This window comes from Chitinibacter tainanensis DSM 15459 (assembly GCF_000429785.1).
GTDB classification, from domain to species: Bacteria; Pseudomonadota; Gammaproteobacteria; order Burkholderiales; family Chitinibacteraceae; genus Chitinibacter; species Chitinibacter tainanensis.
The window spans coordinates 15,659-41,884 of the sequence record NZ_KE386951.1; the positions used below are offsets into that span (position 1 = coordinate 15,659).

The 26,226-nt window shown below is 56.7% G+C and carries 21 protein-coding genes; 14 read left to right on the forward strand and 7 right to left on the reverse strand.

The window, feature by feature from the left end:
• Positions 1–8: 8 nt before the first annotated feature.
• The gene (locus tag G482_RS0109640; protein WP_028449865.1) at positions 9–308 is read right to left on the reverse strand and encodes a DUF1330 domain-containing protein; all 300 of its coding nucleotides are present in this window, start codon (positions 306–308) and stop codon (positions 9–11) included.
• A 25-nt stretch (positions 309–333) separates the two neighbouring features.
• A complete protein-coding gene (locus G482_RS0109645; RefSeq protein WP_028449866.1) occupies positions 334–1,326 on the reverse strand; it encodes an aminoglycoside phosphotransferase family protein in 993 nt (330 codons plus the stop codon).
• A 64-nt stretch (positions 1,327–1,390) separates the two neighbouring features.
• Between G482_RS0109645 and G482_RS18055 the strand changes: the two genes are divergently transcribed.
• The 6 genes from G482_RS18055 to G482_RS19595 all read left to right on the forward strand — a co-directional run bounded on the left by G482_RS18055 (position 1,391) and on the right by G482_RS19595 (position 8,415).
• Positions 1,391–3,571, forward strand: coding sequence for an LPS-assembly protein LptD (locus G482_RS18055; RefSeq protein WP_051258896.1), 2,181 nt, complete (start codon positions 1,391–1,393; stop codon positions 3,569–3,571).
• An 11-nt stretch (positions 3,572–3,582) separates the two neighbouring features.
• On the forward strand, positions 3,583–4,896 hold the full coding sequence (locus G482_RS0109655; RefSeq protein WP_034619451.1) for a peptidylprolyl isomerase: 1,314 nt from the start codon (positions 3,583–3,585) through the stop codon (positions 4,894–4,896).
• Positions 4,896–5,918, forward strand: coding sequence for a 4-hydroxythreonine-4-phosphate dehydrogenase PdxA (pdxA, locus tag G482_RS0109660; RefSeq protein ID WP_028449868.1), 1,023 nt, complete (start codon positions 4,896–4,898; stop codon positions 5,916–5,918). Before G482_RS0109655 ends, pdxA begins: the two co-directional genes overlap by 1 nt.
• A gap of 19 nt (positions 5,919–5,937) precedes the next feature.
• Entirely contained in the window at positions 5,938–6,723 is a 786-nt protein-coding gene (gene rsmA, locus G482_RS0109665; protein WP_028449869.1) for a 16S rRNA (adenine(1518)-N(6)/adenine(1519)-N(6))-dimethyltransferase RsmA, read from the forward strand.
• 73 nt (positions 6,724–6,796) lie between these two features.
• On the forward strand, positions 6,797–7,537 hold the full coding sequence (locus tag G482_RS0109670) for an amino acid ABC transporter ATP-binding protein (protein WP_028449870.1): 741 nt from the start codon (positions 6,797–6,799) through the stop codon (positions 7,535–7,537).
• Positions 7,538–7,665: 128 nt separating this feature from the next.
• On the forward strand, positions 7,666–8,415 hold the full coding sequence (locus tag G482_RS19595) for a substrate-binding periplasmic protein (RefSeq protein WP_051258897.1): 750 nt from the start codon (positions 7,666–7,668) through the stop codon (positions 8,413–8,415).
• On the opposite strand, the gene G482_RS19600 is transcribed toward G482_RS19595, so the two are convergent.
• From G482_RS19600 to G482_RS0109700, 5 genes are all read right to left on the reverse strand, one after another.
• Positions 8,412–11,021 (reverse strand): bifunctional diguanylate cyclase/phosphodiesterase, encoded by a 2,610-nt coding sequence (locus G482_RS19600; protein ID WP_156905385.1) that lies wholly within the window; start codon positions 11,019–11,021, stop codon positions 8,412–8,414. The genes G482_RS19595 and G482_RS19600 overlap by 4 nt on opposite strands.
• Positions 11,022–11,115: 94 nt before the next feature.
• Positions 11,116–13,407: a type I DNA topoisomerase gene (gene topA / locus G482_RS0109685; protein WP_028449871.1), complete on the reverse strand. Its 2,292-nt coding sequence runs from the start codon at positions 13,405–13,407 to the stop codon at positions 11,116–11,118.
• A gap of 89 nt (positions 13,408–13,496) precedes the next feature.
• Entirely contained in the window at positions 13,497–13,955 is a 459-nt protein-coding gene (locus G482_RS0109690; protein WP_028449872.1) for a DUF494 family protein, read from the reverse strand.
• 10 nt (positions 13,956–13,965) lie between these two features.
• Positions 13,966–15,081 (reverse strand): DNA-processing protein DprA, encoded by a 1,116-nt coding sequence (dprA, locus tag G482_RS0109695; protein WP_034619454.1) that lies wholly within the window; start codon positions 15,079–15,081, stop codon positions 13,966–13,968.
• 2 nt (positions 15,082–15,083) lie between these two features.
• A complete protein-coding gene (locus G482_RS0109700; RefSeq protein ID WP_028449874.1) occupies positions 15,084–16,154 on the reverse strand; it encodes a LysM peptidoglycan-binding domain-containing protein in 1,071 nt (356 codons plus the stop codon).
• A 158-nt stretch (positions 16,155–16,312) separates the two neighbouring features.
• Here G482_RS0109700 and def point away from each other — a divergent pair, with 158 nt between their 5' ends.
• The 8 genes from def to G482_RS0109740 all read left to right on the forward strand — a co-directional run bounded on the left by def (position 16,313) and on the right by G482_RS0109740 (position 26,102).
• Positions 16,313–16,810 (forward strand): peptide deformylase, encoded by a 498-nt coding sequence (gene def, locus G482_RS0109705; RefSeq protein ID WP_028449875.1) that lies wholly within the window; start codon positions 16,313–16,315, stop codon positions 16,808–16,810.
• A 67-nt stretch (positions 16,811–16,877) separates the two neighbouring features.
• Positions 16,878–17,804, forward strand: a complete 927-nt coding sequence (gene fmt / locus G482_RS0109710) for a methionyl-tRNA formyltransferase (RefSeq protein WP_028449876.1) — start codon at positions 16,878–16,880, stop codon at positions 17,802–17,804.
• A gap of 62 nt (positions 17,805–17,866) precedes the next feature.
• Positions 17,867–19,168 (forward strand): 16S rRNA (cytosine(967)-C(5))-methyltransferase RsmB, encoded by a 1,302-nt coding sequence (gene rsmB / locus G482_RS0109715; protein WP_028449877.1) that lies wholly within the window; start codon positions 17,867–17,869, stop codon positions 19,166–19,168.
• Positions 19,128–19,754, forward strand: coding sequence for a DUF4390 domain-containing protein (locus tag G482_RS19605; RefSeq protein WP_051258899.1), 627 nt, complete (start codon positions 19,128–19,130; stop codon positions 19,752–19,754). Before rsmB ends, G482_RS19605 begins: the two co-directional genes overlap by 41 nt.
• Complete coding sequence (locus G482_RS0109725) at positions 19,751–21,877, forward strand: sensor histidine kinase (RefSeq protein WP_028449878.1); 2,127 nt, start codon at positions 19,751–19,753, stop codon at positions 21,875–21,877. The genes G482_RS19605 and G482_RS0109725 overlap by 4 nt, the downstream gene beginning before the upstream one ends.
• On the forward strand, positions 21,870–23,168 hold the full coding sequence (locus tag G482_RS0109730) for a sigma-54-dependent transcriptional regulator (RefSeq protein ID WP_028449879.1): 1,299 nt from the start codon (positions 21,870–21,872) through the stop codon (positions 23,166–23,168). Before G482_RS0109725 ends, G482_RS0109730 begins: the two co-directional genes overlap by 8 nt.
• Before the next feature lie 87 nt (positions 23,169–23,255).
• Positions 23,256–24,632, forward strand: a complete 1,377-nt coding sequence (gene trkA / locus G482_RS0109735; RefSeq protein WP_028449880.1) for a Trk system potassium transporter TrkA — start codon at positions 23,256–23,258, stop codon at positions 24,630–24,632.
• Positions 24,633–26,102: a TrkH family potassium uptake protein gene (locus G482_RS0109740; protein ID WP_197053833.1), complete on the forward strand. Its 1,470-nt coding sequence runs from the start codon at positions 24,633–24,635 to the stop codon at positions 26,100–26,102.
• The last annotated feature ends 124 nt before the right edge of the window (positions 26,103–26,226 follow it).

Below are 26,226 nucleotides of genomic sequence, written 5' to 3' on the forward strand. Positions count from 1 at the left end.
ACGCAGATTTAGTCGGCACAACCCCGACTGAGGATCACCGTAACTTCAGCACAAGCTTGGCGCAGCGCTTTCCACGGCCGGTACTCGGGCGAATCGTACCATGCGTAAAACTGTGCCGCGCTGGGGAACTCGTGCACCACCATTTTATTGCTGGCCAGCTCGCCTTCTAACACGTCACCAGCATCACCTTTGACCAAAAAGCGTCCGCCATACTGGCTTATGGTCTCAGCATGGCCAGCCACATACTGCGCAAAGCGCTGTGGATCGTGCACCTGAAGGATATTGACAATGCAATACACTTTGCTCATCTGCGCCGCCCTTAAGGCCTATGCCTCAGAAAGTAAAACCCGATTCGATTTTTTGCCCATGCAGATTCAGCAGCAGGCGCCCCAACGGTGTCAGCTCGCGATAGCGCAGACACACCTGGCGCACATACTCGAATACGCGCGGCTGATCGGCCAGATATTGCGGCTTACCATCACGCAGATTCAGGCGCGCAAACAGCCCCAAAATCTTGATATGCCGCTGCAAGCCGGCCATTTCAAAGGCGCGGTAGAAATCGGCAAAATCTTCCTGCACTGGCAGATGCGCTTCGCGGGCTTGCTCCCAATAGCGGATCGCCAGATCGAGTACAAAGGCTTCGTTCCAGGTGACATAAGCGTCGCGCAGCAGCGACACCAGATCGTAGGCCACCGGGCCTTTCACCGCATCCTGAAAATCGATCACCCGCAGTGCCTCACCCTGCACCATTAAGTTGCGGCAGTGGTAATCGCGATGCATATACACCGTGGGCTGTAGCAAGATTTCGCGCTGCAAAAGCTGGCAGCTATGCGCCCAGATTTTTTCTTCGGTGGCGGTGAGGGTATGGCCAAATTGCTGGCCGATATACCACTCTTTGCAAATATCCAGCTCACGCTGAATAAACGCTGCATCAAATACCGGCAAGCCTTCATCAAGGGTATGTGCCTGCAATTGAATCAAATCGTGGATTGCACGCAGATACCACCCCTTGGCATTCTCTTCATTCAAGACCTGTGCCAGCGTGACATCACCAAGGTCTTCCAGCAGTACCAAGCCCAGCTCAGGCGCATGGGCGTGCAGCTGCGGCACCGCTACGCCGGCGCCGGCCAGCTGCGCCTGCCGCTGTACAAAGGGCTCGGCGCTAAATGCCGCGGGGTCAAAATCCATCACGATCGCCGTGCGCTCGGGCCAGCTGGCCCGCCAGTATTCGCGCACACTGGCATCACTGGCAGCCAAGGTCAGCTCACTGGGCGCTTGCCCCATGACCTGACTGAGCCAGCTGGTAATTTGTTCTTGTCGGTTCATGCGAGGAAATCCAATCGAATCTGCTAGAATCGTCGCATTCTACCAGTTAGCTGAACAAGGCCACATGCCGTTGCGCCATTCACCGCCCTTTCACCTGTCGATTCTGAAACTCTCACTGGCCATTTTGCCCTGCTGGGCCTTCGCCGAGAGCGCCCCGTCCACTCCCACCGAACCGCCGGTCTTTATCGAAGCCGATCAGGCCATGGTGCAGGAAGGCGAATACACCGAAGCCCGCGGCAATGTGGTGATGAACCGCGATGCGGTCGAGGTCGAATCCGACTGGGCGCGCTACCAGTTTGCGGCGGACAAATTGCTGGCGGGTGATCAGGTCAAACTGAAAAAAGATGGCGACACTATCTGCGGCAAGCAGCTGGACATCACCTTGGGTACGCGCGAAGGCGCGCTCAATGATGCCACTTACGAATTGAACTACGGCCAAGCCCGCGGGCAGGCCGAAAAGGTAGATTTCGAGGGCAAAGATAAATACCGTGTACACAAAGGTAATCTCACCACCTGCTCGGTGGAACAAAACGCCTGGTATGTGCACGCCCGCGAAATGCAGCTCGATTACACGCAAAACTACGGTCAGGCCTGGAATGGCTGGCTGGAATTTCAGGGCGTACCGATTTTCTACTATCCGTGGATCGATTTCCCACTGGATGGCGGGCGCAAAACCGGCTTTTTAATGCCGAATTTTAATTACAGTAATCGCAACGGTTTTGAGCTCACCACGCCGTTTTACTGGAATATCGCGCCCAACTACGACGCCACGATTTTCCCGAGTTATTTCTCCAAGCGCGGCATGATGCTGGGCGGAGAGTTTCGCTATTTGCAGCCAGAATACCGCGGGATGCTTAAGCTGGAAGGCATTGATGACAGCCTCGCCAACGATCGCCGCTATAGCCTGCTCTTTCAACACAGCCAGCAGCTGGCTGAGCGGCTGCAGCTGGATTTAAACTACCAGCGCGTGTCGGATGATAAGTATTTTAGTGATTTTGGTGATCGCTTGAGTGTGGCATCGCAAGTCAATCTGCCCCAAGAAGCCGTGCTGAGCTATTCGGGGAGCAACTGGTCGACCTATCTGCGGGCGCAACAATACCAAACGCTGCAAAGTACCACCTCACCCGTCGAAGAGCCCTATCGTCGTTTGCCGCAGTGGTACGCCAGCTATAACCCAAGCTTGGGGTATGGCACACAAAGCAATGTCAGCGCCGAATTCACCCGCTTTACCCACGACACCAAAGATCAAGGCCAACGCAGCTGGATTTACCCAACTGTGAGTCTGCCACTGGCGAATCAATACAGTTTCCTCACCCCGAAACTTGGGGTGCATGCGACGTATTACAGTACCGAAACCGCCAACGGCCGCGATCTGGGAAGTGAAAGTCGCGTGCTCCCTATCGCCAGCCTGCACGGTGGCCTGTTCTTCGAACGTGAGGGCCGCCTGTTTGGCAGCAACATCATCCAAACATTGGAACCCCAGCTGTATTATTTGTATGTGCCGTACAAAGATCAGTCCAAGCTGCCTAACTATGACTCTGGCGCCACGGATCTCTCTTGGTCGGGCCTATTTGCCGAGAACAAATATTCGGGCAATGACCGCATCAACGATGCCAACGAAATCACCCTAGCGCTCAATAGTCGCATTTTTGATGACGAGAGCGGGGTTGAACGCTTTTTTGCCGGGATTGGTCAGCGCCTGTACCTGCATTCGCCGAAGGTGGGCCTCTCGGGCAACCTGACCGATGATCAGGTTAAAACCTCGGACATGCTGTTCTTGCTTGGCGGGAATTTGCCGCACAATATTCGAGTGGATTACAGTCTGCAGCACAATACACGGGATGACAAAACCGTGCGCTCCGATGTCAATCTGAACTGGCACCCGGGTGAATTCAAAACCTTGAATCTGCGCTACAGCGTGAACCGCCTAACGAATACCGAGCAACTGGATACCAGTGCGCAATGGCCGCTGGGCGGGGGCTGGTACGGCGTTGCCCGCTATAACTACTCGCTGAAAGACAATCAGGCGCTAGAGGCACTGGCCGGGGTTGAATATAATGCCGGATGCTGGGCGCTGCGGATCGCGGCGCAACGCTTTATTACCACCAATAGCGAATACAAAACCAATTATTTCCTTCTGCTCGAACTGGGTGGCTTGGCCGGCATCGGGATGAACCCGATTTCGACTTTGCGCCAATCGATTCCTGGCTATGCGGATACATACGCATCGCCCAAATTGCGTTAAACAGGTTTTCTATGACAAGCAGCCCTAAACTCAGCTCTTTGCTTAACCGCATCCGCTACAGCGCGCCGCTGATTGCCGCCTTGCTCAGCGCGGGTGCCAGTGCCAGCGTGGTGACCGTCGATCGCGTGGTGGCAGTGGTCAATCGTAGCGCCATTACCCAGGTCGAGCTGGCGCGCAAAGTCGACAGCATCAAGCAAAATCTGGAACGGCAAAAAGTGAAATTGCCACCAGATGATGTGCTGCAACAGCAAGTCCTCGACCGGATGATCATCGACCAAGTCCAGCTGCAATATGCCGAGCAAAGTGGTTTGCGCATCGATGATCGTCAGCTGGAAATCGCCTTGAACCGCTTAGCCGAGCAAAACCAGCTCTCGCTGCCCGAGTTTCGCAAAAAAGTCGAAGCCTCCGGCATCACCTGGCGCCAGCTGCGCGAAGACATTCGCCAGGAAATCACGCTGGGCCGCCTGAAAGAGCGCGAAGTGGATAACCGGGTGGTGGTCACCGAATCGGAAATCGATGATTACTTGAAAATCGCTGGCAACCACTCGAAACTCGAGTTTGAACTTGCGCAAATCCAGATCAACATCCCGGAAAATGCCACCCCCGAACAAGTCGCCGCTAAACGCGTCAAAATCCAGAAGGCTCGCCAAGAGCTGGAAGAAGGCAAATCTTTTGCCACTGTCGCGGCCAGCTATTCAGAAGGCGCGAATGCCACGAAAGGCGGCAGCTTAGGCTGGCGCCCTGCTGGCTCTTTGCCACCGGCCTTTACCGCCCTCTTGGAAAAACTACAGCCCGGTGAATTAACCGATATCGTGCGCACCCCGGCAGCTCTGCATATTTTCAAGCTACTGGATAAACGCGATCAAAACCAAAAAGTCATCGTGAAGCAAACTCACGCTCGCCATATCCTGATCCGCAGCAACGAGCTGGTATCCACCACCGATGCACAGCAAAAACTGCAGCAAATGCGCGCCCGCATCATGGCTGGCCAGGATTTTGCACAGGTCGCTAAAGCCTTCTCCGAAGACCCCAGCGCCGCCAAAGGCGGGGATCTGGGCTGGCTCAACCCGGGTGAAACAGTGCCGCAATTTGAGCAGGCCATGGATGCGCTGGCGCTCAATGAAATCAGCCAGCCGGTGCAATCTCCCTTTGGTTTTCACCTGATCCAGGTGCTAGAGCGCCGTGATCAGGACGTGACACTGGAACAAGCCCGCTTCAAAATCCGCAATGAGCTGCGCCAGCGCAAAGCCGAAGAGCAATACGAAGACTGGCTGCGCCAATTGCGTGACCGCGCGCGGATCGAAATCCGCCTGAAGGACGAATAATGCAGGCAGCTGTTGCGCCACTGGTCATCACCAGTGGCGAGCCGGCGGGCATCGGCCCGGAAATCTGCGTAAAAGTCGCCGCCGGCGCCTTGCCGCTACCCTGCGTGATTCTGGGCAACCGGCAATTACTGCTCGAGCGCGCCGCCTGCGTCGGGGTAGACCCGGCCTTGGTGGCAAGCTGGCCCGCTTATCAGGCTAGCCAGCTTTCAGCAGAACACCCGCCAGTGGCCATTGCCGATGTGCCACTGGCCGCGCCCGCCCTTGCTGGCTCGCTCAACCCAGCGAACGCCCACTATGTACTCAGCCTGCTCGACCAAGCCATTGCCGGCTGCCAGCGCAGTGAATTTGCCGGCATGGTCACTGCCCCGATTCACAAAGGGGTGATTAACGAAGGTACTGATGGTGGGTATTTCTCCGGGCACACCGAATACCTTGCCGAACAGACCAATACCCCCCAAGTCGTCATGATGCTAGCGGGCGAATATGGCCAGCAGCAGATGCTACGGGTCGCACTGGCAACCACGCATTTACCACTGCAGGCCGTGTCGGAAGCCCTGACGCCAGATTCTTTGCGCCGCACGCTACAGATTTTGCACCATGATCTGCAGCAGCATTTTGGTCTCGCCCAGCCGCGCATTCTGGTGGCGGGGCTCAACCCGCATGCGGGCGAATCCGGGCATATGGGGCGCGAAGAAATCGACGTCATTATCCCGGTACTGAATGAATTGCGCGCCCAAGGCATGCAGCTGATTGGGCCGCTACCGGCCGACACCCTGTTTAATCCGCCCATCCTGGCGCAGGGCGACGCCGTGCTGGCGATGTACCATGATCAGGGCTTGCCGGTGCTCAAGTTCGCCACTTTTGGCGCGGGCATCAATATCACCCTGGGCTTGCCCTTGATCCGCACTTCGGTGGATCACGGCACGGCGCTCGATCTGGCGGGCACCGGGCGTGCCGAAACCGGCAGTTTACTCGCCGCCTATCAGCTTGCCAGCCAGTTGGCGGCAGCGCGCGCAGCTTAAAGTTTTCAAAGGAATTTGTATGGCCCATATCCCGCGCAAACGCTTCGGGCAGAATTTTTTGCAAGATCAGGGCGTGATCGCCGGCATCATCAATGCCGTGGATCCGCATAAAGACGATGCCATCGTGGAAATCGGCCCCGGCTTGGCGGCGCTCACCGCCCCGCTGCTCGATCGCGTACCGACCCTGCATGTGGTCGAGATCGATCGCGACATCGTGACGCACCTTTCCGCCCGCTATAGCGCTGAGCGGCTGGTCATTCACAATATCGACGCGCTGCAATTCGATTTTGGTGCGCTGGCGCGCCAGATTGCCCCCGGCGGGCGAATCAAGCTCGTGGGCAACCTACCCTACAATATCTCGACCCCGCTCTTGTTTCATCTGGCCAGCTTTGGCGCGGTAATCCACGATATGCACTTCATGCTGCAAAAAGAAGTGGTTGACCGCATGGTGGCCGAACCGGGCACCACCGATTACGGCCGCCTCTCGATCATGCTGCAGTATCGCTATTTGATGGATCACATCATTGATGTACCGCCTGAAAGCTTCGATCCACCGCCAAAGGTGGATTCGGCTGTGGTACGGATGGTGCCCTACGATACGCTGCCGCATCCGGCCGTGAACGAAGAGCACCTGCAAAAACTGGTGATCACCGCCTTTGCCCAGCGCCGCAAAACCATCCGCAATAATCTCAAAGGCATTGCCAGCGATGAACAGCTGGCGGCGGTAGGGATTGAGCCGAGCTGGCGGCCCGAAAACATCAGCGTCGCGCAATATGTGGCGCTGTCGAACACCCTCGCCAGCTAGGGTTTTCCCCGCTAGGCTGGCCCCAACAAAGACCGGACAATCAAAGGCTTGATTGATGAATGCACCGACAATAATGATCCGCTTCGAGCAAGTAAACAAATGGTATGGCCGCGACCACCATGTGCTGAAAAATCTGAATCTGGAAGTGAAACAGGGCGAAGTGGTCGTCGTCTGCGGGCCTTCGGGTTCGGGTAAATCAACGCTGATCCGCACCATCAATCAGCTCGAGCCGATCAATGACGGCCAGATCTGGGTTGATGGTATTCAGGCCAATAGCCCGAAAACCAATATCAACAAGCTGCGCGAAGAAGTCGGCTTTGTGTTTCAGCACTTTAATCTTTACCCGCATCTATCGGTGCTGGAAAACATCACCATTGCCCCGATCCAGGTGAAAAAGCAAAGTAAAGCCGAAGCCGAAAAAACGGCGCTGGAGCTGCTGGAGCGGGTGGGTTTGGCGCATAAAAAAGATGCCTACCCCAGCAATCTTTCCGGTGGCCAGCAACAACGGGTAGCGATTGCGCGCGGCCTGGCGATGAGCCCACGGGTAATGCTGTTTGACGAGCCGACGAGTGCGCTGGATCCGGAAATGATTGGCGAAGTGCTGTCGGTCATGAAATCGCTGGCCGAATCAGGCATGACCATGATGGTGGTGACCCACGAAATGGGCTTTGCCCGCGAAGTGGCCGACCGCATCATCTTCCTCGACCAAGGTGAGATTCTGGAAGACACCACGCCAGAGGCTTTCTTCACCAACCCGAGCACCGATCGCGCCAAGCAGTTCCTGCGCCAGATCCTTGCGCCGCTGCACCAATAACCCCTACCAGGTATATGCCAGAAAGCCATTCATATGAATGGCTTTTTTTATATACCCCACTGGATTCACAAAACAGCGCTGACTAGCTAAGCTAATAGCTCTACCCATCGCTATGGCGGCGCTATTCGATGTCTGTGTTCCGACTTTTATTATGCTGGCTGGGCATCAGTTGCCTTAGTGCTACCAGCAGCTGGGCCGCCAGTGTGGTACCCATTTATACCCATTACGATTACCCACCCTTCCTCACCGCTAAACAAGGCCTAAGTCGCGACTTGGCCGACGAGCTCACCCGCCGCAGCCAAGGTCGGTATCAGTTTGTGGTGCAACTCACCCCGCGCAAACGGCTGGATTTATTGCTCGCCCAGCCCAATTGGCAAGGGGTGGTACCGTGGGTCAACCCACAATGGTTTCCGACGACCCAAGGCGGGCTCTGGAGCGAGATGCTGTTTCTGGATGCCGATCTGGTCATCAGCCGCAAACCGCTGCAATACAGCGGCCCGGCCAGCCTCACGGGGCTCACCTTGGGTGGCATTCTGGGGCACCATTATGTGGAGCTGAGCGACGCCCTCAACAGCGGCCAATTGCAACGCGATGACGCCCCTAATCAGGAAAGCAATCTGCGCAAACTGGCCTCAGGGCGAGTGGATGTAATCTTTGTGCCGCAAAGCAGCTGGGGGGATTACCAGCACACCAATCCGGGCCTCATCGAGGGCTTAAGCGTGGCGCGCCAGCCGCGCAATCACTATCCGCGCCAGCTACTGGTGTCGGAGCGGCAGCCGGCGCTGGCGCAATTTGTGCTCACTGCGGTACGCGAGCTCAATGCCGACCCTGCGTGGCAGCAAAAACTCGCCCCCTATCGCTTTGCCAACCCGCGTTAGGTGCGGGCCTGCATGCCCAGTCGCATCCAGAGCTCTGCCACCCCTGGCGGCACCGGCTGGCTAAAGTAAAAGCCCTGCATATAGTGCACGCCCATCCCCTGCAGAAAGCGCACCGTCTCGATGTTCTCCACCCCTTCGATCACGAGATCAAGCTGCAAGCCCTGCGCCATTTGCGCAATCGCTTGCATCACCCGGCGCCCTTCTTCGGTATGCAGGCGCTGCGAGAATGACACATCCACTTTCAGCATATTGGCCGGCATTTCGTGCAGTTGCGAGAGCGAAGAATAACCAGTGCCAAAGTCATCAATCGCCAGCACAAAGCCCGCATTGGCCAGCTGGCGCAGATGGCGCATTTGCCGCGCGTAATCGGTCAGCGCAATGCCTTCGGTAATCTCGATAATAATATCGCTTGGGCGTAGCTTGAATTGCGCCAGCCGCTCCACCATCTGCGGCACAAAGGTTGGCAGATATAGCTGGCTGCGCGAGATATTCACCATCAGTCGCTGGCTTAGCCCGGCCTCGCGCCAGTCGCGCAGCTTGGCAAAGGCTTGCAGCATAATCTGCTCGGAGAGCTCCTGAATTAGCCCGACTTTTTCTGCCATCGGGATGAAGAGCTCAGGGCTAATCCAGCCGCTCTTGTCATCTTGCCAGCGCGCCAGCGCCTCTACCGCCATCACTTCGCCGCTGCGGGTATTTACAATCGGCTGATAAAACACCTGCAGGCCACTGTGCTGAATGGCGCTCGAGAGCCGCGATTGAATCGCCACATGCTCCCGCCCCAGTGCTTTTAAATGCACGATATCGCTGTAGAAACATACGCTATTGCGACCAGCGTGTTTGGCGTGATACATGGTGTGATCGGCCGCAGAGAGTAGCTCTTCGCCACTTTCAGCGTTATCAGGGTAAATCGCGAAGCCCAGCGAAATTGTGGGCTGGGTTTCTACCCCATTGATCAAAATGCCTTGCCGCGCAGCCAGGCGCAGGTTTTCGGCAATCACGGCCAGCTGGCGCTGATCGTGTAATTCTGGAATCAAGGCCACAAACTCGTCGCCACCCCAGCGCGCCAGCAACCCGCCCTCAGGCAAGGCGCCCTGCAGGCGATGGGCGAGGGTAATCAGCAGTTCATCGCCGGTCTTGTGGCCAAAAGCATCGTTGATTTGCTTGAAGTGATCCAGATCGATAAAGCCCAGCGCCACTTTATGCTGCAAGCGCGCTGCGTCATCAATCGCCCGGTGAATTTCATCATCCAGCAAAATCCGGTTGGGCAGCCGAGTCAGGCCATCGTAGAGCGCCATCTGGGTGATGTTTTGCTCATTGATATGCGCCACGGTGACATCGCGCAAGACCCCGCGCAAGGCGGTAATGCGCCCTTCTGGCCCGCGATGCGCGATCAATCGGAGCTCCACCCAGATAAAGTCGCCATCCGAGCGCAGCAGCCGGAAACGCAAGCTGGCGGGCTCAAGCGATTTTAGCTGCTGGCTCATCAGCGCCTGCAGCGCCGCGGCGTCTTCCGGATGCACCCAGGTGGTGAGCGGGCGGCCCAACTCGGCCGCCACTTCGCGGCTCTCAATCGCCCGCAGATTAGCCCAAGCCGCAGTCGCCTCGACCAGAATGCCGCTCGGCAATAAATCCACGATCGCTTCTTCCAACAGATTCAGCGTATCGAGCATCGTGCGCTTGCGCGCAGCATCTTGCATCAGCACGGTGACGTCTTGCAGCAGTACCACGGCTTGCCGTTCATGGGTTTCGCCCACCGGCTGAATGCGCACCAGCAGGCTCACTTCCTGTTGCGGCAGATAGCAATTAAATTGCCGGCTGGCTTGTCCGGCCATGATCGCCGGCAAGGCCCGGATGAGCTCATTGGCCAGCTCATAAGGCAAGACCGCCGCCATCGGGCGATTGAGCAGCTGTTCGGCAGCGGGCAAGGCCGGGTGGCCAGACCAGACCTGCCGCACCACGCCCTGCGCATCCAGCTCGAACACCATATCCTGCGTGGCGCCCACCAGCGCCCGTAGCCGCTGCTGATTGGCCAGCGCTTCGCTTTCCAGCCGCGCCCGTACCAAGGCTTGCGCCACATGGTTGGCCAACATCGACAGCAGGCGCAGCTCGACCGAATCACGCTGATGACGCTCATCGTCGTTCAGAAACGCCAAAAACCCGAACATTTCGCCACGCTGCAGTAGCGGTATACACAAAAGCTGCCGCACTCCCACTTGGGCCAGCAGCATCTGTTCGGCCAGCGGCAACTCCAGTAGCGATTTATTCAGCACCATGCCAACAGCCAGGGTATCTGCCAGCAAGGCATACTGGTCATAGTCTAGATGCAGAAACGGCTCGGGGGTATATTGGAGCAGCCGGCAATCGGGCCGCCGCCACGCCGCCACCAAGCGGGCTTTACGCTGACCTTCATTGAGATAGAGGCCCGTCATCCCGCTAGCCGAAGCCTGACCCAAGACCTGCAGCATATCTTGCAGATATTCAGGTTCTTCCGGATGCGCGAGGATATTCACAACGCTATCAAAAGCGTTGAAATAGGTGTGATAGGTGCCCAGCGCCTGCTGCTCAGCCGGGCCTAGCGGAGAAAAACCAACCGAATCAGAGCGCAAAATTCCACCTCTGCTCGCTACCAAGCCATGGCTGGCAGCCAAAAACGAACGGGGATTGTCGCCAATCCCCGTCTTACTTGCTGGCGTGGGGCCGTCAGGCTTTTGGCGCTGGCGGCTCAATCACCTCACTGTAGCCACATTCTTTCTGCGGACAAACTTTTTCCGTTCCGCGGCGCTTGGTGACCTTGATGGTCATCACCGGCCACTGGCACTGCGGGCAAGCTTCGGCAATCGGCGGGTTCCATGTAGCGTACTTGCAATCCGGATAGGTATTGCAGGAATAGAACATCTTGCCATAGCGGCTCTTGCGCTCGATCAGGCTACCTTTGTGGCATTCAGGGCATTCTACGCCAGTGTCTTTCGGCTTTTCCAATGGCTCGATGTGCTTACACTTCGGATAATTGGAGCAACCAATAAACTTGCCATAGCGCCCCACTTTGATGTGCAGCGCCGATTCACATTTCGGGCAGGTGCGATCAGGCACCACTTCCGGCTCGACCGGTGCGGCATTCGGATCATCACCCAGATTGCGGGTGTAGTCACATTCCGGATAAGCGGTACAGCTGATAAAGCGGCCACGCTTACCCAGCCGGATCGAGAGCTTATTGCCACATTTCGGGCAATCTTCGTCCAGCGCCTCGTGGGTGACTTCCGCCCGCGACAGCGCTTGCTTGTCTTCGACCTGCTTGTGGAATTTCTTCCAGAATTCTTCCAGCACCGGCACCCACTCACGCGAGCCAGTGGAAATCTCATCTAGCTTGTCTTCCAGCTTGGCGGTGAAGTTGTAATCCACGTACTGCGTGAAATGCTCGGTCAGGAATTTATTCACCACTTCGCCGGTGTCGGTGGGGGTGAAGCGCTTTTTATCCAGAATGACGTATTCACGGTCTTTCAGCGTGTAGATGATCGAGGCATAGGTTGAAGGCCGGCCGATGCCGAACTCTTCCAGCGATTTGACCAAGCTGGCCTCGGTAAAACGCGGCGGTGGCTGGGTGAAATGCTGCTCGCCATAGATCTGCTCGACGGGCAGTACATCGCCTTCGGTCAGAACCGGCAGGCGCGCTTCGTCTTCATCGTCTTCAACATCATCGGCGTCTTCTTGATAAACCGCCATAAAGCCCGGGAACACCAAGGTTTGCCCGGTGGCGCGGAATAGATTTTCCGGCCCACCCACGGCGATATCCACGGCCACAGTATCAAACTTGGCCGCAGTCATCTGACAGGACAATGTCCGCTTCCAGATCATCTGATAGAGCTTAAATTGCTCTGGCGACAAAAAGGTTTTAACCGATTCGGGCGTGCGCAAGATCGAAGTAGGACGAATCGCTTCGTGGGCTTCTTGCGCGTTTTTAGCTTTGTTTTTGTACACCACCGGCGCATTGGGCAGGTAGTCTTTATCAAAGTGGTTGGCGATAAATTCGCGGATTTCAGTGAGCGCATCATTGGACAACGCCACCGAGTCGGTACGCATATAGGTAATCAAACCGACGGTTTCACCGCCTAAGTTCACCCCCTCGTACAGCGATTGAGCCGTGCGCATGGTGCGATCGGTGGTAAAGCCCAGTTTTCGCACCGATTCCTGCTGCAAGGTGGACGTGGTGAATGGCGCAGTGGGTGAGCGCGATTTCTTTTTCTTTTCCACCGCGTGCACTTGTGCGGGCTGGCCTGAGAGACTGGCTAACACTTTGGCTTGGGTGGTTTCGTCCGGAATATCGAACTGATCGAGCTTATTACCTTGCCAGCTCGTGAGCTTGGCCGCGACTTTGCTGCGGCCTTTTTTGGTATCCAGATGGATCGTCCAGTATTCCTGCGCGGTGAAGGCACGGATTTCCAGCTCACGTTCACAGATCAGCCGCAAAGCCGGGCTTTGTACGCGCCCGGCGGACAAGCCGGTACGCACTTTTCGCCATAGCAATGGCGAGAGATTAAAGCCCACCAGATAATCGAGCGCACTGCGCGCCTGCTGGGCATTAACCAGGTTGAAATCCAGATCACGCGGGTGGGCCACCGCCTGCTTCACCGCTGTTTCGGTGATTTCATGGAAAACCACCCGTTTGAAGGTTTTTTCCGGATTCAGCAGCTTTTTCGCTTTCAGGATTTCCAGAATATGCCAGGAAATCGCCTCGCCTTCGCGGTCCGGATCGGAAGCCAGAAAGACATGATCGGCACGCTCAACGGCCTCACAAATGGCATCGACATGTTTTTTGTTTTTGTCGATGACCTGATACTTCATCTTGAAGCTGTTATCCGGATCGACCGAACCACTCTTGCGCACCAGACCACGCACGTGGCCATACGAGGCCAGAATCTGGAAGTCTTTGCCGAGGTATTTTTGCAGGGTTTTCGCCTTAGAAGGCGACTCAACGATCAGGAGATTAGCGGGCATGATTCCCCGTTACGGTTACAAGTTCGAAGGATGGCGACAACCATGCTATGGTCACCGCCAATATATATATCAAGCTTTGCGGATGCTTTTCAATGGTAGGCCGCGCCGTCGCGGCCGAACAACAGGTCTTCGATCAGGAGATTAGACAATGCATCTCGCTTTTGCCAAATGACCATCAACACGATCAGCTTCAGGCGCTCGGCGCCCACCTCACCATCGGGCTCACGCCAGAGGCGATCGAGCACCAGCTCACGTTCACCGGTGCTCAGCAGGCGGGTGGCATCTAGCGAAAAGAAAAATTGCGCCGCGTCGTCTGACAGACGCTGTACTTCATTTTGCTGCAGCGGCCGATAGGCAATGCCCTGCTCGTCCAGTGCCAAATAAGGGGTGATATCCAGCTGTTTGAGCTCCCCCAGCCAAGTCAGCGCATCATGAATATCCTCGCCCTCAAAACCGGCCAACGACAGCTTTTTGGCCACCTGCGAGACATCCGGCAGGCCATCTGCGTTGTAAAATTGTTCAAATAAATAGGCAAGTACTTCAAGCATGATTGGCGTCTTATTTTGCAATGCCCAGTCGCTGATACCGGTTCCCCGGCAGACTGGCCACTTTCCCTTCCAGTTCCAAACCCAACAGAATCGCGCACAGCGCCTCGCTCGTCAAGCCGCTTTGCAACACCAGCCAATCAAATTCGACCGCGTCCCACCCCATTAAACCCAATAATGGAGACTCTTCGTCTGGAGTTTCTGGGCTCGCATTCGGCGTTTTTTGCGGCGAAAAATCCAGCGCCAAATTACCGGACAGCTCTTCCAGAATATCTGCCCCGGCCTCGACTAATTTTGCGCCTTGCTTAATCAAGCGATGGCATCCTTTGGCCACCGGCGAATGAATCGAGCCCGGAATGGCAAACACTTCACGGCCCAAATCCGCCGCCTGTCGCGCAGTAATCAGCGAGCCACTTTCCAGCGCTGCCTCCACCACGAGACACCCCGCCCCTAATGCCGCAATCAGGCGGTTACGGCGGGGAAAGTGCTCAGCCTTGGGCGGCGAACCTAAGGCTAGCTCAGAGAGCAATAGCCCTTGCGCGGCCAATTGATGTGCCAGCGCCCGATTCGCGGCCGGATACACGCGATCAAGCCCAGTCCCCACCACTGCGATGCTGCTACCCGCCCCACTCAGTCCACCGCGATGGGCTGCAGCATCAATCCCGCTAGCCATGCCGCTAATCACACACACGCTTTGCTGCGCTAGAAACGCGGCAAACTGCTCGGCATTGGCAATGCCCTGTGCCGTGGCATTGCGACTCCCCACAACACTCACTGCCGGACGAGTGAGCAAACTCAAATCGCCCTGCGCATATAGCAGCGGTGGAGGATCAGGCAGATCGAGCAGGCGCTTGGGATAGGCCGCATCGGCCAGGGTAAGTAGTTGGCAATTAGGCTGCGCCAACCAATTGGCTAGCTGCGCAAATTCGGCATCCAGATTGCGCTCGGCCATTTGGCAGATCGCTGTCGCAATTGAGGGCGATACCAACTCGGCCAGTGTTTTCTCGGTGGCGGATAAAATAAAAGCGGGCTCACCCAGAGCCCGCAGTAATCCGACCCAACCACGGGGGCCCAGCCCATTCACTAAGCTCAGGCGCACCCATTGCTGCAGATCTTGATCCAGCGTCAAGTTTACTCCGCTGGCGTTGCCGCTTCAGCAGCCACCACATCTCCTTGGTTCACTGGCATCGTACTATCCAGCACCAGCGCATAAGAGAGCTGCGGGAAAACGCGATAAATAAAGAGATTGGCATTTTTGATCGGCGGCGTCAGACGATCAGGCTCGCTTTTATCTTCCTTCACTACTTGCCGAGGTGGCTTGTAGCTAAACATCACCGTACCAATGTCCACGCCATCAAGGGCGCCCTTATTCACCACCACGGTCATCAGTGAGCCCACTTCACTCACTCGACCAAAGGTTGCGGCCACTTTGCCTTGCAAGGCTTGCGGCGGCAGATGCGGCGCGTAGTTGATAAAAGTGCGCTCCGGCGCCTTCATCAGGCGGTCGCCCACCTGAATTTCCCGCACCGCCGACACGACTTTCAATGTCACTACATCGCCTTCACGCTGAATGCGAACATCGCCTAGGTACTGCACTTCCATACCAAGGGTTTCTTTGTCGTTATCCGGATTTTTGATGTCTTTGCCTTGGCGGAACACCTGGTAGGTATCGCCGGCCTGAGCTTCGTTTAACCCCACCGCATAGATTTGGTCACCCGGCACATACATCACCCGATTATCCGAGCCCGCAGCCACCCGCGGGGCAGCCTTGAAGGTGGGTAAATCCATCACCAGCGGTTTGTAGAGGAAAGGCTCGATCGATTGCAGCGAGATACTTGGGGTCGCATCGCGATCCAGTGGTGACACGCGCACGCGCGGGCTGAGTTTGCCATTGCCACCACGTCCGTCGGCTTTGCTGTTTTTCAGCAGTTTCAGGCGTGGTTTGCCACTACTGCGATCCAGTACAATCACGTCACCAGGGTAAATCCAGTGCGGATTTTTGATCTCAGCTTTGTTCAGTTGCCAGATTTCTGGCCAGCGCCAAGGCTGTTTGAGGAATTTGCCCGAGATATCCCACAGCGTATCGCCTTTGACCACCACGTAGCGATCTGGCGCATTGTCAGCCAGCTTCAACTCGTCGGCATGGACGGCACCGGCCATCACGCCGGCGGCCAGTAGAAAGGATATAATCGATTTACGCATAGTGTGAGCCCAGTTCTCGCCAGCAACAGCAAGGATTTTTTGATATTTGAACCTTTGCAGGGCAATGCTGCCACTATTCAAATATCTATATGATGAATTAAGCTAAAGCAATTATTTAACCGATTCTGCAGCATAAACTTTTGGTCTAGCAAGCAAAGATGGCAATTCTTAATATTTTGCACTACCCCGACGAGCGTTTGCACACTGTGGCGCAGCCCGTTACCGAATTTGATGCGGCTTTACAACGGCAAATCGATGACATGGCCGAGACCATGTATGCCGCGCCGGGTATCGGCTTGGCCGCCACGCAGGTCAACTACCACTATCGGCTGATCGTGATCGACACGTCCGAGAGCAAAGACGACTTATTAGTGTTGATTAACCCCGAAATTATCGAAATGAACGGGGTCACAACTTACGAAGAAGGCTGTCTGTCGGTGCCTGGCATCTACGAAGAAGTGGAGCGGGCCGAGACCATTAAAATCCGCGCTCTTGATCGCAGCGGCCAAGCCTTTGAGCTGGCGGCGGATGGCCTGCTGGCAATCTGTATCCAGCATGAGATCGATCACCTCAATGGCAAAGTGTTTGTCGAAAAGCTCTCGCGCCTGAAACTGAACCGCATTGTGCAAAAACTGAAAAAACGCAAAGCCATGTAAACGCATGGCCCACGGTAAACGCCAGCAGCGGCTGGCGTTTTTGCTTTTGCCCACCCGAGATTGAAGCATGAAGATTATTTTTGCCGGCACCCCGGATTTTGCCGCCAGCGCCCTCAGCGCCCTGATTGCAGCCGGCCATGAGATTGCCCTAGTGCTCACCCAGCCCGATCGCCCCAGCGGCCGCGGCATGAAGCTGACCGCCTCGCCGGTGAAAAGCGTTGCTTTGGCACATGGCCTGCCGGTGTATCAGCCGGAAAAACTGCGCACCAGCGAACAACAGGAACCCCTGCAGGGTATCAACGCCGACGTGATGGTGGTTGCGGCTTACGGGATTATACTCCCGCAAGCCGTACTCGATTTACCACGCTTTGGCTGCCTGAATATTCATGCCTCACTGCTACCACGCTGGCGGGGAGCGGCGCCGATTCAGCGGGCGATTTTGGCGGGCGATGACGCAACTGGCATCACCATTATGCAAATGGATGCCGGCCTGGATACGGGCGATATGCTCAGCATCCACACCACGCCGATCAGCGCGCAAGACAACGCCCAAACTCTGCATGACAAATTGGCTACCCAAGGTGCCGAGGCGATTGTAGCCGCTTTGGCCGATCTACCCGCCTTGCAAGCCCAGCGGCAGGTACAGCCCGCAGCCGGCGTCACTTACGCCGAAAAGCTAAAAAAAGAAGAGGCGCAAATCGACTGGCAACAAAGCGCCGACGCGCTGTGCCGCATGATCCGCGCGTTTAACCCCTTCCCCAGCGCACAAACCACGCTCGATGGCCAAGCGGTAAAAATCTGGCAAGCCAGCGTATGCGCGGGCGATGGCACCGCAGGTGAAATCCTGGCGGTAGAAAAAGACGCGCTGATTGTCGCCTGCGGTAGCGGCGCCTTGCGCATCAGCGAATTACAAAAGGCTGGCGGCAAGCGTCTCCCCACCCAGGCTTTTCTCGCTGGCAGCCCGCTCACAGCAGGGCAACGCTTTGGCGTCTAATGGGTATACCCCTGCAGTTATTATTTAATAAGGCCTAGCGCCACATACCCTAGAAGAAGCGGATGTTACTGACCCAAACCCTGGCTTGTGAAACGCTGTTTGCTGTGCTCGGCGGACAAAATCTGACCGAAGCCCTTGGCACCACTTGGCGACAAAACCCCAACCTCACCCCGCAGCAGCGCGGCGCCGTGCAAGATATTAGCTACGGCACCTTGCGGCATCTGGGCCTGCTGGAGGCGGTATTACAGCAGCTGGCCACCAAGCCAGTGAAAGAGCAGGAAGTGCGGATATTGCTGCTAATCAGCCTGTATCAGCTGCAATTCACCCGCGCCGGCGCGCATGCGGTCGTCGATCACGCGGTTGAAGTGGCCAGCAAAATCGGCAGCGGCAAAGCCAAAGGGCTGGTTAACGCGGTGCTGCGCAATTTCCTGCGTCAGCAAGCCGAGCTGATTAGCGCCGCGCAAAAGAACGAACGCGGCCGCTTTAGCCATCCGAAATGGTGGCTCACCGCCATGAAGCAGGCTTATCCCAAGCAGTGGCAACAAATCTTGCAGGCCAATAACAGCCACCCACCAATGACTTTGCGGGTGAATCGTCGCCACACGAGCGCCGAGGCCTATCTGGCGCGCCTCAACGAAGTCGGCATCACCGGCCGCATACTGGGCCCGCAAGCCATCCAGCTGGATAAACCCCAAGCGGTGGATGCGCTGCCTGATTTCGCCGCGGGCTGGGTGTCGGTGCAGGATTGGGGTGCTCAGGCTGCCGCTTATCTGCTCGATGTGCGCGATGGTCAGCGCGTGCTCGATGCCTGCGCGGCTCCAGGCGGTAAAACGGGCCATTTGCTGGAATTGGCCGAGCTGGACTTACTGGCACTGGACGCTGATGCCAAACGCCTAGAGCGCGTGAGCAATAACCTCGAACGGCTGCAATTATCGGCCCGCACGGCCTGCGCCGATGCCGCCGAACCCGCGAACTGGTGGGATGGCCAATTGTTTGATCGCATTCTGGCCGACGTGCCTTGTTCGGCCACGGGTGTGACTCGCCGCCACCCGGATATCAAATGGCTGCGCCGCCCCGACGACTTTGCTGAATTGCAATGTCAACAAGAAAAAATGTTAGATCAGCTTTGGTCACTCGTAGCGTCAGGCGGCAAACTACTGTACGCTACGTGCTCTGTGTTTCCGGCGGAAAATCAGGCCGCCGTGGCAGCATTTGCCGCGCGCCATCCCGATGCCATCGCCGAACCTTTGCAGCACCCGGCCATTCCTGCCGATCTGATTCGCGACGGACAGGGTGGGCAGTTATTACCCAATGCAGATCATGATGGTTTCTTTTACGCGTTATTTCGCAAGGCTGCAGCTTAATCTGGCGGCCTGGCTTCGCCTGTTCCTGCTGCTGGCCGGGCTCATGGGTGCGTTTAGCACCCATGCTGCCGGCATTAAAACCATCAAAACCGAAGCCGATATCCTTCCGCCCCGCATTGAGCTGTTTGCCCGCTTTACCGTGAGCCTGAATCCAGAGCTGGACGAGGCTTTGCGCAATGGCCTCACTCTCCCCTTTGTTTACGAATTCAAACTCACCAAACCGCGCCTGTATGCCTGGTACCGGCAAGTGGCCGAAGGGTTTGGCCCCAATGCCACGGCCACCCATCGGCTGAGCTTTCAGCCACTGACCAAGCAATATCGCATCGCGGCCGCCGGTGTAGTGCGGCATTTTAATAGCCTCGATGAAGCCCTCACGGCCTTGGGCACGTTGAAAAACTGGGTAGTGATGGATGGCGCGGATCTGCAAAGCGAAGATTTTGCCGGCAAGCTGCGACTGCGACTGGATGGCTCACAGCTACCCAAAGCCTTTCAGCTGAGCACCATCGGCAACACCAATTGGCAACTGGAATCAGGCTGGAGTGAGATTCAGCTGCGGCGGCCGGCCGAAACGGAGCCTGTGCAGTGAAACGCTGGTTGCTGATTATTGGGGTTCTGGCCACCGTCCTACTGTTCTTGCTCGCCACAGCCTCGGGCAACACCTCGCATTTTTCTAATTATTACGGCTTAGTGCTGGGGCTGAATGTGGCCCTGCTACTGGGCATGGCGCTGTTTGTTGGCACGCGCATGACACGCTTGCTGGGTCGGGTGAAACGCAAGGTATTTGGCTCCCGCCTGACCCTGCGCATGGTGTTTATGTTCTCGCTGGTGGCGGTCTTACCCGGGGCGCTGGTGTACACGCTGTCGGTGCAGTTCTTAAATCGTTCAATCGAGGCGTGGTTTGATGTTCGGGTAGATAACGCCCTGGATCGCGGCCTGAATCTAGGTCACAACGCCATCGAGTTTCAGCTAGCTGAGCTAGAACGCAAAGCCTCGGTCATTGCCTGGGATGTCCACGACAATAGCGTAAGCAGCCTACTACCCCGCCTATCCAAGCTGCGCGAGCAAACCGGCGTGCAGGAAATCACGCTGTTTGATGACAACAACCAGCTCTACGCCAATATCGGCAACGAAATGGCGCCACTAATCCCGCAGCTACCCTCACGTGATCTGGTGCGCAAAGCCGTGATCGGTAGCTACAAAGGGATTGAAAAAGGCGATAACGGCGCGCTGATGATGCGGGTGATCGTGCCGATGCCCGACAGCGACATCAGCAATCGCGTGCGGCTACTGCAACTGATGCAGCCCGTGCCGACCCAGCTGGCGCAAGATGCCGAGCTGGTCGAGCAAGTGCGCAGTGATTACAAACAGCTCGCGCAGTCGCGGCAAGGGCTTAAACTCATTTACAGCCTAACGCTGACCATTGCGCTCACTATTGCCCTGCTGGGCGCATTGGCGCTGGCGATTTACCTTTCGGACAAACTCGCCGCGCCACTGGGCGTGCTGGCCGCGGGAACGCGCGCAGTGGCGCAAGGGGATTTCACCCAGCAGCATCCGGTCATCAGCCGCGATGAGCTGGGCATCCTCACCCACTCCTTTAACCGCATGACCCGCCAATTGGCCGATGCGCGCGATAAGCTGGAAGAAAACCAGGCCGAGCAGGCCGAGGCCAAGGCCTATGTCGAAGCAATTTTGGGCTCGCTATCAGCCGGCGTGCTGTCGTTTGATGAAGAATGGCAGCTGCAATCGGCCAACCAGAGCGCCTTGCGCATTCTGGGCTTAGACCCAGAGCGCATTCATGGCCAGCCCTTATCACGCTGGAATGAAAGCTACCCGGCCCTCACCGCGTTTTCGGCCCACACTATTCACGGCTTTTTGTCGGATGAAGAAGTCTGGCAGCGTCAGATTGAGCTGGCCGAAGAAAAACGGGTACTGCTGGTACGCGGCACGCGGCTGAGCCAGCTGATTGATGACGCAGAAGATCTGCATGGCTATGTACTGGTCTTTGATGACATCACCGAGCTCCTGTCAGCCCAGCGCGACGCGGCCTGGGGCGAAGTGGCCCGCCGCCTGGCGCATGAAATTAAAAACCCGCTCACGCCGATTCAACTCTCGGCCGAGCGGATGGAAATCAAACTGGTGGATAAACTCGACCAGACTGGCGCGGAATTTCTCACCCGCAACACCCAAACCATCATCAAGCAGGTGGCGGCCCTCAAGCAGATGGTGGATGCCTTCCGCGATTATGCGCGCAAGCCATCGGGCAAGAAAAAGCCACTGGATCTACTGGCGCTGGTGCAAGAGGTGTTGGTGCTGTACGAAGCTGCGCCAGTATTACGTGAATTTAGGGTACACGATGCCCTAATGGTGAATGGCGATGCGACTCATCTGCGCCAGGTCATTCACAACCTGCTGCAAAATGCGCAAGACGCGATTGCCGAGGCCGAAGAAAAACAGATTTGCCTTATTCTCGAAAAAGACGAAAAATGGGCGCGTCTTTACATCGAAGATAGCGGCAAAGGTTTTGCTCCAGACTTACTGCCTAGGGTTTTTGAGCCTTATGTAACATCCAAGGCCAAAGGCACCGGATTAGGTCTGGCGATCGTGAAAAAAATTATCGAAGAACATCACGGGCGGGTACAAGTGGGCAATGCCACTGGCGCCTTCGTTCGGATAGAGTTGCCGCTCTGGGAGGAAACAACAAGTGGTTAATCAGGAAATTTTGATTGTTGACGACGAAGTTGGCATTCGCGAACTGTTGTCAGAAATCTTGCTTGATGAGGGGTATAGCGTTGCACTAGCCGAAAATGCTGAGGCTGCACGCAAATACCGTAATCAAGCCGAACCAAAACTGGTCTTGCTCGATATCTGGATGCCCGACACCGATGGCGTCACCCTGCTCAAAGAATGGGCGCGCAATGGTCAGCTGACCATGCCGGTGATCATGATGTCGGGCCACGCCACCGTGGATACGGCCGTTGAGGCCACCCGCATTGGCGCACTGGATTTTCTGGAAAAGCCAATCGGCTTGCAAAAACTGCTGGCGGCAGTCAAACGGGCTTTTGCTCAACCCGCTGCCACGGTAAAGCCGACGCAGGGCCTGCAGAGCCTCGGGAATAGCAGTGCCATTCAGGCGCTGCGAGAGGCACTTGATCAGGTAGCAAGTCAGACCCTGCCCATCATCCTGACCGGCGAACCTGGCGCCGGCTTTGAAGCCTGCGCGCGTCATCTGACCAAAGCCAATGGCGGCTTTGTGTCGCCCACTTCGAATGAAGAGCTGGCTTTGCCGCCGCAAGACATGCTCAATCGCGCCGCCAACGGCACGATTTTCGTGCGGGATATCGCCTGGTTGGATCGCAAAGCCCAAGCCGGCTTACTGAATCTGATTCCAAAACTGGAAAAACAAAAAGTTCGCTTGGTAACGGCCTCTACCCGCCCTCTGGATCAGCTCACCGGCCAAATCGAGCCGGAATTGCTGCGCCAGCTGACGCAGATCATTGTGCCGGTGCCGGCGCTGCGCAATCATGCCGAGGATATCCCGGCGTTGGCGGAAAGCCTGCTGGCGCAGACCGTAGCCACCAATAAACTGGGCGTGCGGCGTTTTTCCAAATCGGCTCTGCAGCTGCTCAGCCAGCAAGAATGGCCTGGCAATATCGACCAGCTGGCTAATGTGGTCAAAAGCTTGGCCCTTACCGGTCGGGATGGCGATATTGATATTCTGCCGGTGAGCCGCCTTCTGGCCCAGCTCTCGCCCGAATCGCAAGTTGCCACCACCGAAGTGCAGCAAGCGATGCCGCTGCCGCAAATCGATCTGGATTTGCCGCTGCGCGAAGCGCGGGATCAGTTTGAACGCTTTTATCTGGAACGCCAGATCGAGCTCTCCAACGGCAATATGAGCCGCGTGGCAGAGCGCATTGGTCTGGAGCGCACGCATCTGTATCGCAAGCTCAAGCAATTGGGCATTCAGATGCCGCGCAAGCTGCGCAATCTGGAAGAAGCGTAAACCACTACGCCCCACCAACGCCGACAAGCTCCTCCCCTTGTCGGCGTTGTTGTTTGATCGCCTGCTCAGCAGGCAAAGGAATACCACTTGCCCAATATCCTGATTCTGGGCGCTGGCCGGGTTGGCTCATCGGTGGCCGAACAGCTGGTGCGCGAAAATTACAATGTCACCATAGTGGATGAACAGCCAAGCAATTTGCAGCCACTGGCCGATAAGCTCGATTTGCGTACCCTGTGCGGGCATGCCTCTAATCCGGTAACGCTGGCACAAGCCGGCGCGGCCGATGCCGATCTGATTTTGGCGGTAACGCCATCGGATGAGCTCAATATGGTGGCCTGCAAAATCGCGCATAGCCTGTTTAATGTGCCCACCCGCCTTGGCCGCATTCGCGATCAGGATCTTCTGGCCCGCCCAGAGTTATTCACCGAAGATGGCTTTGCCATCGACCATATCATTACCCCGGCGCAGATCGTGACCGATCTGCTGCAAGGGCTGGTGGCCACGCCCGAGGCCTTGCAAGTGCTGGAATTTGGCGCCGGTAAAGCGCAAATGGTGGCTGTGCGCATTGAAGCGGGCGCCGCGATGGATGGCAAAGACCTCTCCACCCTGCCGCTGTATCTAGAAAAAATCGATTGCCGCATTGTGTCGATTTACCGCGGCAATAAACGCATCACCCCCGATGGCAACACCACCCTCAGCGTCGGTGATGAAGTATTTTTCCTCGCGGCGCGGCAGCATGTTCGCAGCGTGATCCGCCAGTTTCGCGCCAGCGAGCGCACCATCAAACGCATTACCCTCTGCGGCGGTGGCAATGTCGGCTACCGGCTGGCACGCGCGCTGGCTGACGACTATCAGGTCAAGATCATCGAAGTGCAGCGCGAACGGGCGCAATGGCTGGCCGAACACCTGCCCAATTGCCTGATTCTGCGCGGCGAAGCCACCGATGAAAACCTGCTCGATACCGAGCAGATCGACCGCTGTGATTTATTTATGGCGCTCACCTCGGATGATGAAGACAACATCATGTCCTCGTTGCTGGCCAAGCAAATGGGCGCGCGCAAGGTCGTGGCCATCATCAATCGCTCGCGTTATGTCGATTTGCTGCAAGGCGGCAAAATCGATGTGGCGATCTCCCCTGCGCAAGCTACCATCGGCGCGCTGCTCACCCACGTACGGCAAGGCGATATTGTGGCGGTCCACAGCCTGCGCCGCGGCGAAGCCGAAGCCATCGAGCTGATTGCTCATGGTGATCGCAATAATTCGCGCGTGGTCGGGCGCAAAGTCGAAGAAATCAAACTACCGCAAGGCGCTAATCTGGCGGCGCTGATCCGCGGCGAGCAAGTCCTGATGGCGCATCACGATACCGTGATCGAAAACGAAGACCACGTGATCGTGTTTATCGACAATAAACGGCATATCCGCGAAATCGAGCAATTATTCGCGGTCAAAATCGGGTTTTTCTAAATGACGCTGGCGCAACGTATTCTCCCCACCGTCAATGTGCTGGCCCGGGTGTCGGCACTGTTTTCGATTTCGATTGTGGTGCCCATCGTCGTCGCTCTTTTCACTGGCGACGCTGGCCTGTGGCCATTTATTGATGCGCTGGGCGGCTTAATGTTGGTGAGCGGGCTCACCGTGCTGGCGACCCGCCGCTATAAACGCGAAATGCGGCCGCGCGATGGCTTTGTACTGGTAGTGGGCATCTGGAGCTTGCTGCCTGCAGTCGCGGCCGTACCCCTGCTGCTGTTTAATCCGGCCACCAGTTTTACCGACGCCTATTTTGAAACCATGTCGGGGCTCACCACCACCGGTGCCACGGTGTTTACCGGGCTGGATCATCTACCGCCCTCGATTAATCTGTGGCGCCACTTGCTCAACTGGCTAGGGGGTATGGGGATCATCGTCTTGGCTGTTGCCATTCTCCCGCTATTAGGGGTGGGGGGTATGCAGCTTTTCAAGGCTGAAACCCCGGGCCCGATCAAAGACGCCAAACTCACGCCCCGCATTCACGAAACCGCCCGCAATCTGTGGCTAATTTACGCTGGCCTCACGCTGATCTGCGCGCTGCTGCTGAAATACGCTGGCGGTATGAGCTGGCTGGATGCGGTGTGCCACGCCTTTGCGGCCATGTGCCTGGGCGGGTTTTCCACCCACGATGCCAGCGTCGGATATTTCAATTCGCCGCTGATCGAAGGCATTTTGATTGTCTTTATGCTGCTGGCGGCCACCAATTTTGCCACCCACTATTTTGCGCTGTCAGGGCGGAAATTATCGGTGTACCTGAAAGACAGCGAATTCAAAGCCATGCTGCTGCTGATTTTGGGCAGCACACTCACGCTGGCCGGCTATTTGTACTGGCAACAGGTGTACCCGGAGTACCTCACCGCCCTGCGCCATGTGGCGTTTAATCTGGTTTCGCTGGCCACCGATTGCGGGTTTGCCAGCGTGGATTTTGGTGCGTGGCCGATTTTTGTGCCGTTGGTGATGCTGTTTCTATCTTGCATCACCGCTTGCGCCGGCTCCACCGGCGGCGGGATCAAGATGATCCGCACCATTATTCAGGTGCGCGAAGTGGGCCGCCAGATGTCGGTGCTACTGCATCCACAGGGCGTGCATCCGCTGCGGGTAAACGGGCAGGTGATTCCACCGAATATCCTGTTTTCCGTGATGGGCTTTGTGTTTATCTACTTCGCCAGCATTGTGGTACTGACGCTGGTGTTGCTGGTGTCGGGGCTGGATTTCATCAGCAGTTTCTCGGCGATTATTGCCTGCATTAATAATGCCGGCCCGGGCCTGGGCGAAGTGGGCCCGGCGCGCAATTTCCAGGGGCTGACCGATTTTCAGACTTGGGTGTGCAGCTTTACCATGCTGCTGGGCCGGCTAGAGATTTTCTCGGTATTGATCCTGTTTACCCGCGCATTCTGGCGCAATTAAGCATACCCAGGCCAGTATTGCCCGCTACGTTATATATTAAATTGGCTAGCGGGCAATACCCCTAAATACACCTATACAACCCGCGAATCGCGAGCATCCCCAATAGTCAGGCCAGCGCCTGCGC

Coding starts and splice junctions, on each gene's coding strand:
- G482_RS0109700 (WP_028449874.1), bottom strand. CDS start 16,154: ATGCGTAAATCGATTATATCCTTTCTACTGGCCGCCGGCGTGATGGCC.
- rsmA (WP_028449869.1), top strand. CDS start 5,938: ATGGCCCATATCCCGCGCAAACGCTTCGGGCAGAATTTTTTGCAAGAT.
- G482_RS0109690 (WP_028449872.1), bottom strand. CDS start 13,955: ATGCTTGAAGTACTTGCCTATTTATTTGAACAATTTTACAACGCAGAT.
- G482_RS0109655 (WP_034619451.1), top strand. CDS start 3,583: ATGACAAGCAGCCCTAAACTCAGCTCTTTGCTTAACCGCATCCGCTAC.
- G482_RS18055 (WP_051258896.1), top strand. CDS start 1,391: ATGCCGTTGCGCCATTCACCGCCCTTTCACCTGTCGATTCTGAAACTC.
- G482_RS19595 (WP_051258897.1), top strand. CDS start 7,666: ATGTCTGTGTTCCGACTTTTATTATGCTGGCTGGGCATCAGTTGCCTT.
- rsmB (WP_028449877.1), top strand. CDS start 17,867: ATGTTACTGACCCAAACCCTGGCTTGTGAAACGCTGTTTGCTGTGCTC.
- def (WP_028449875.1), top strand. CDS start 16,313: ATGGCAATTCTTAATATTTTGCACTACCCCGACGAGCGTTTGCACACT.
- G482_RS19605 (WP_051258899.1), top strand. CDS start 19,128: ATGGTTTCTTTTACGCGTTATTTCGCAAGGCTGCAGCTTAATCTGGCG.
- G482_RS0109740 (WP_197053833.1), top strand. CDS start 24,633: ATGACGCTGGCGCAACGTATTCTCCCCACCGTCAATGTGCTGGCCCGG.
- fmt (WP_028449876.1), top strand. CDS start 16,878: ATGAAGATTATTTTTGCCGGCACCCCGGATTTTGCCGCCAGCGCCCTC.
- G482_RS0109670 (WP_028449870.1), top strand. CDS start 6,797: ATGATCCGCTTCGAGCAAGTAAACAAATGGTATGGCCGCGACCACCAT.
- topA (WP_028449871.1), bottom strand. CDS start 13,407: ATGCCCGCTAATCTCCTGATCGTTGAGTCGCCTTCTAAGGCGAAAACC.
- G482_RS0109640 (WP_028449865.1), bottom strand. CDS start 308: ATGAGCAAAGTGTATTGCATTGTCAATATCCTTCAGGTGCACGATCCA.
- pdxA (WP_028449868.1), top strand. CDS start 4,896: ATGCAGGCAGCTGTTGCGCCACTGGTCATCACCAGTGGCGAGCCGGCG.
- G482_RS0109645 (WP_028449866.1), bottom strand. CDS start 1,326: ATGAACCGACAAGAACAAATTACCAGCTGGCTCAGTCAGGTCATGGGG.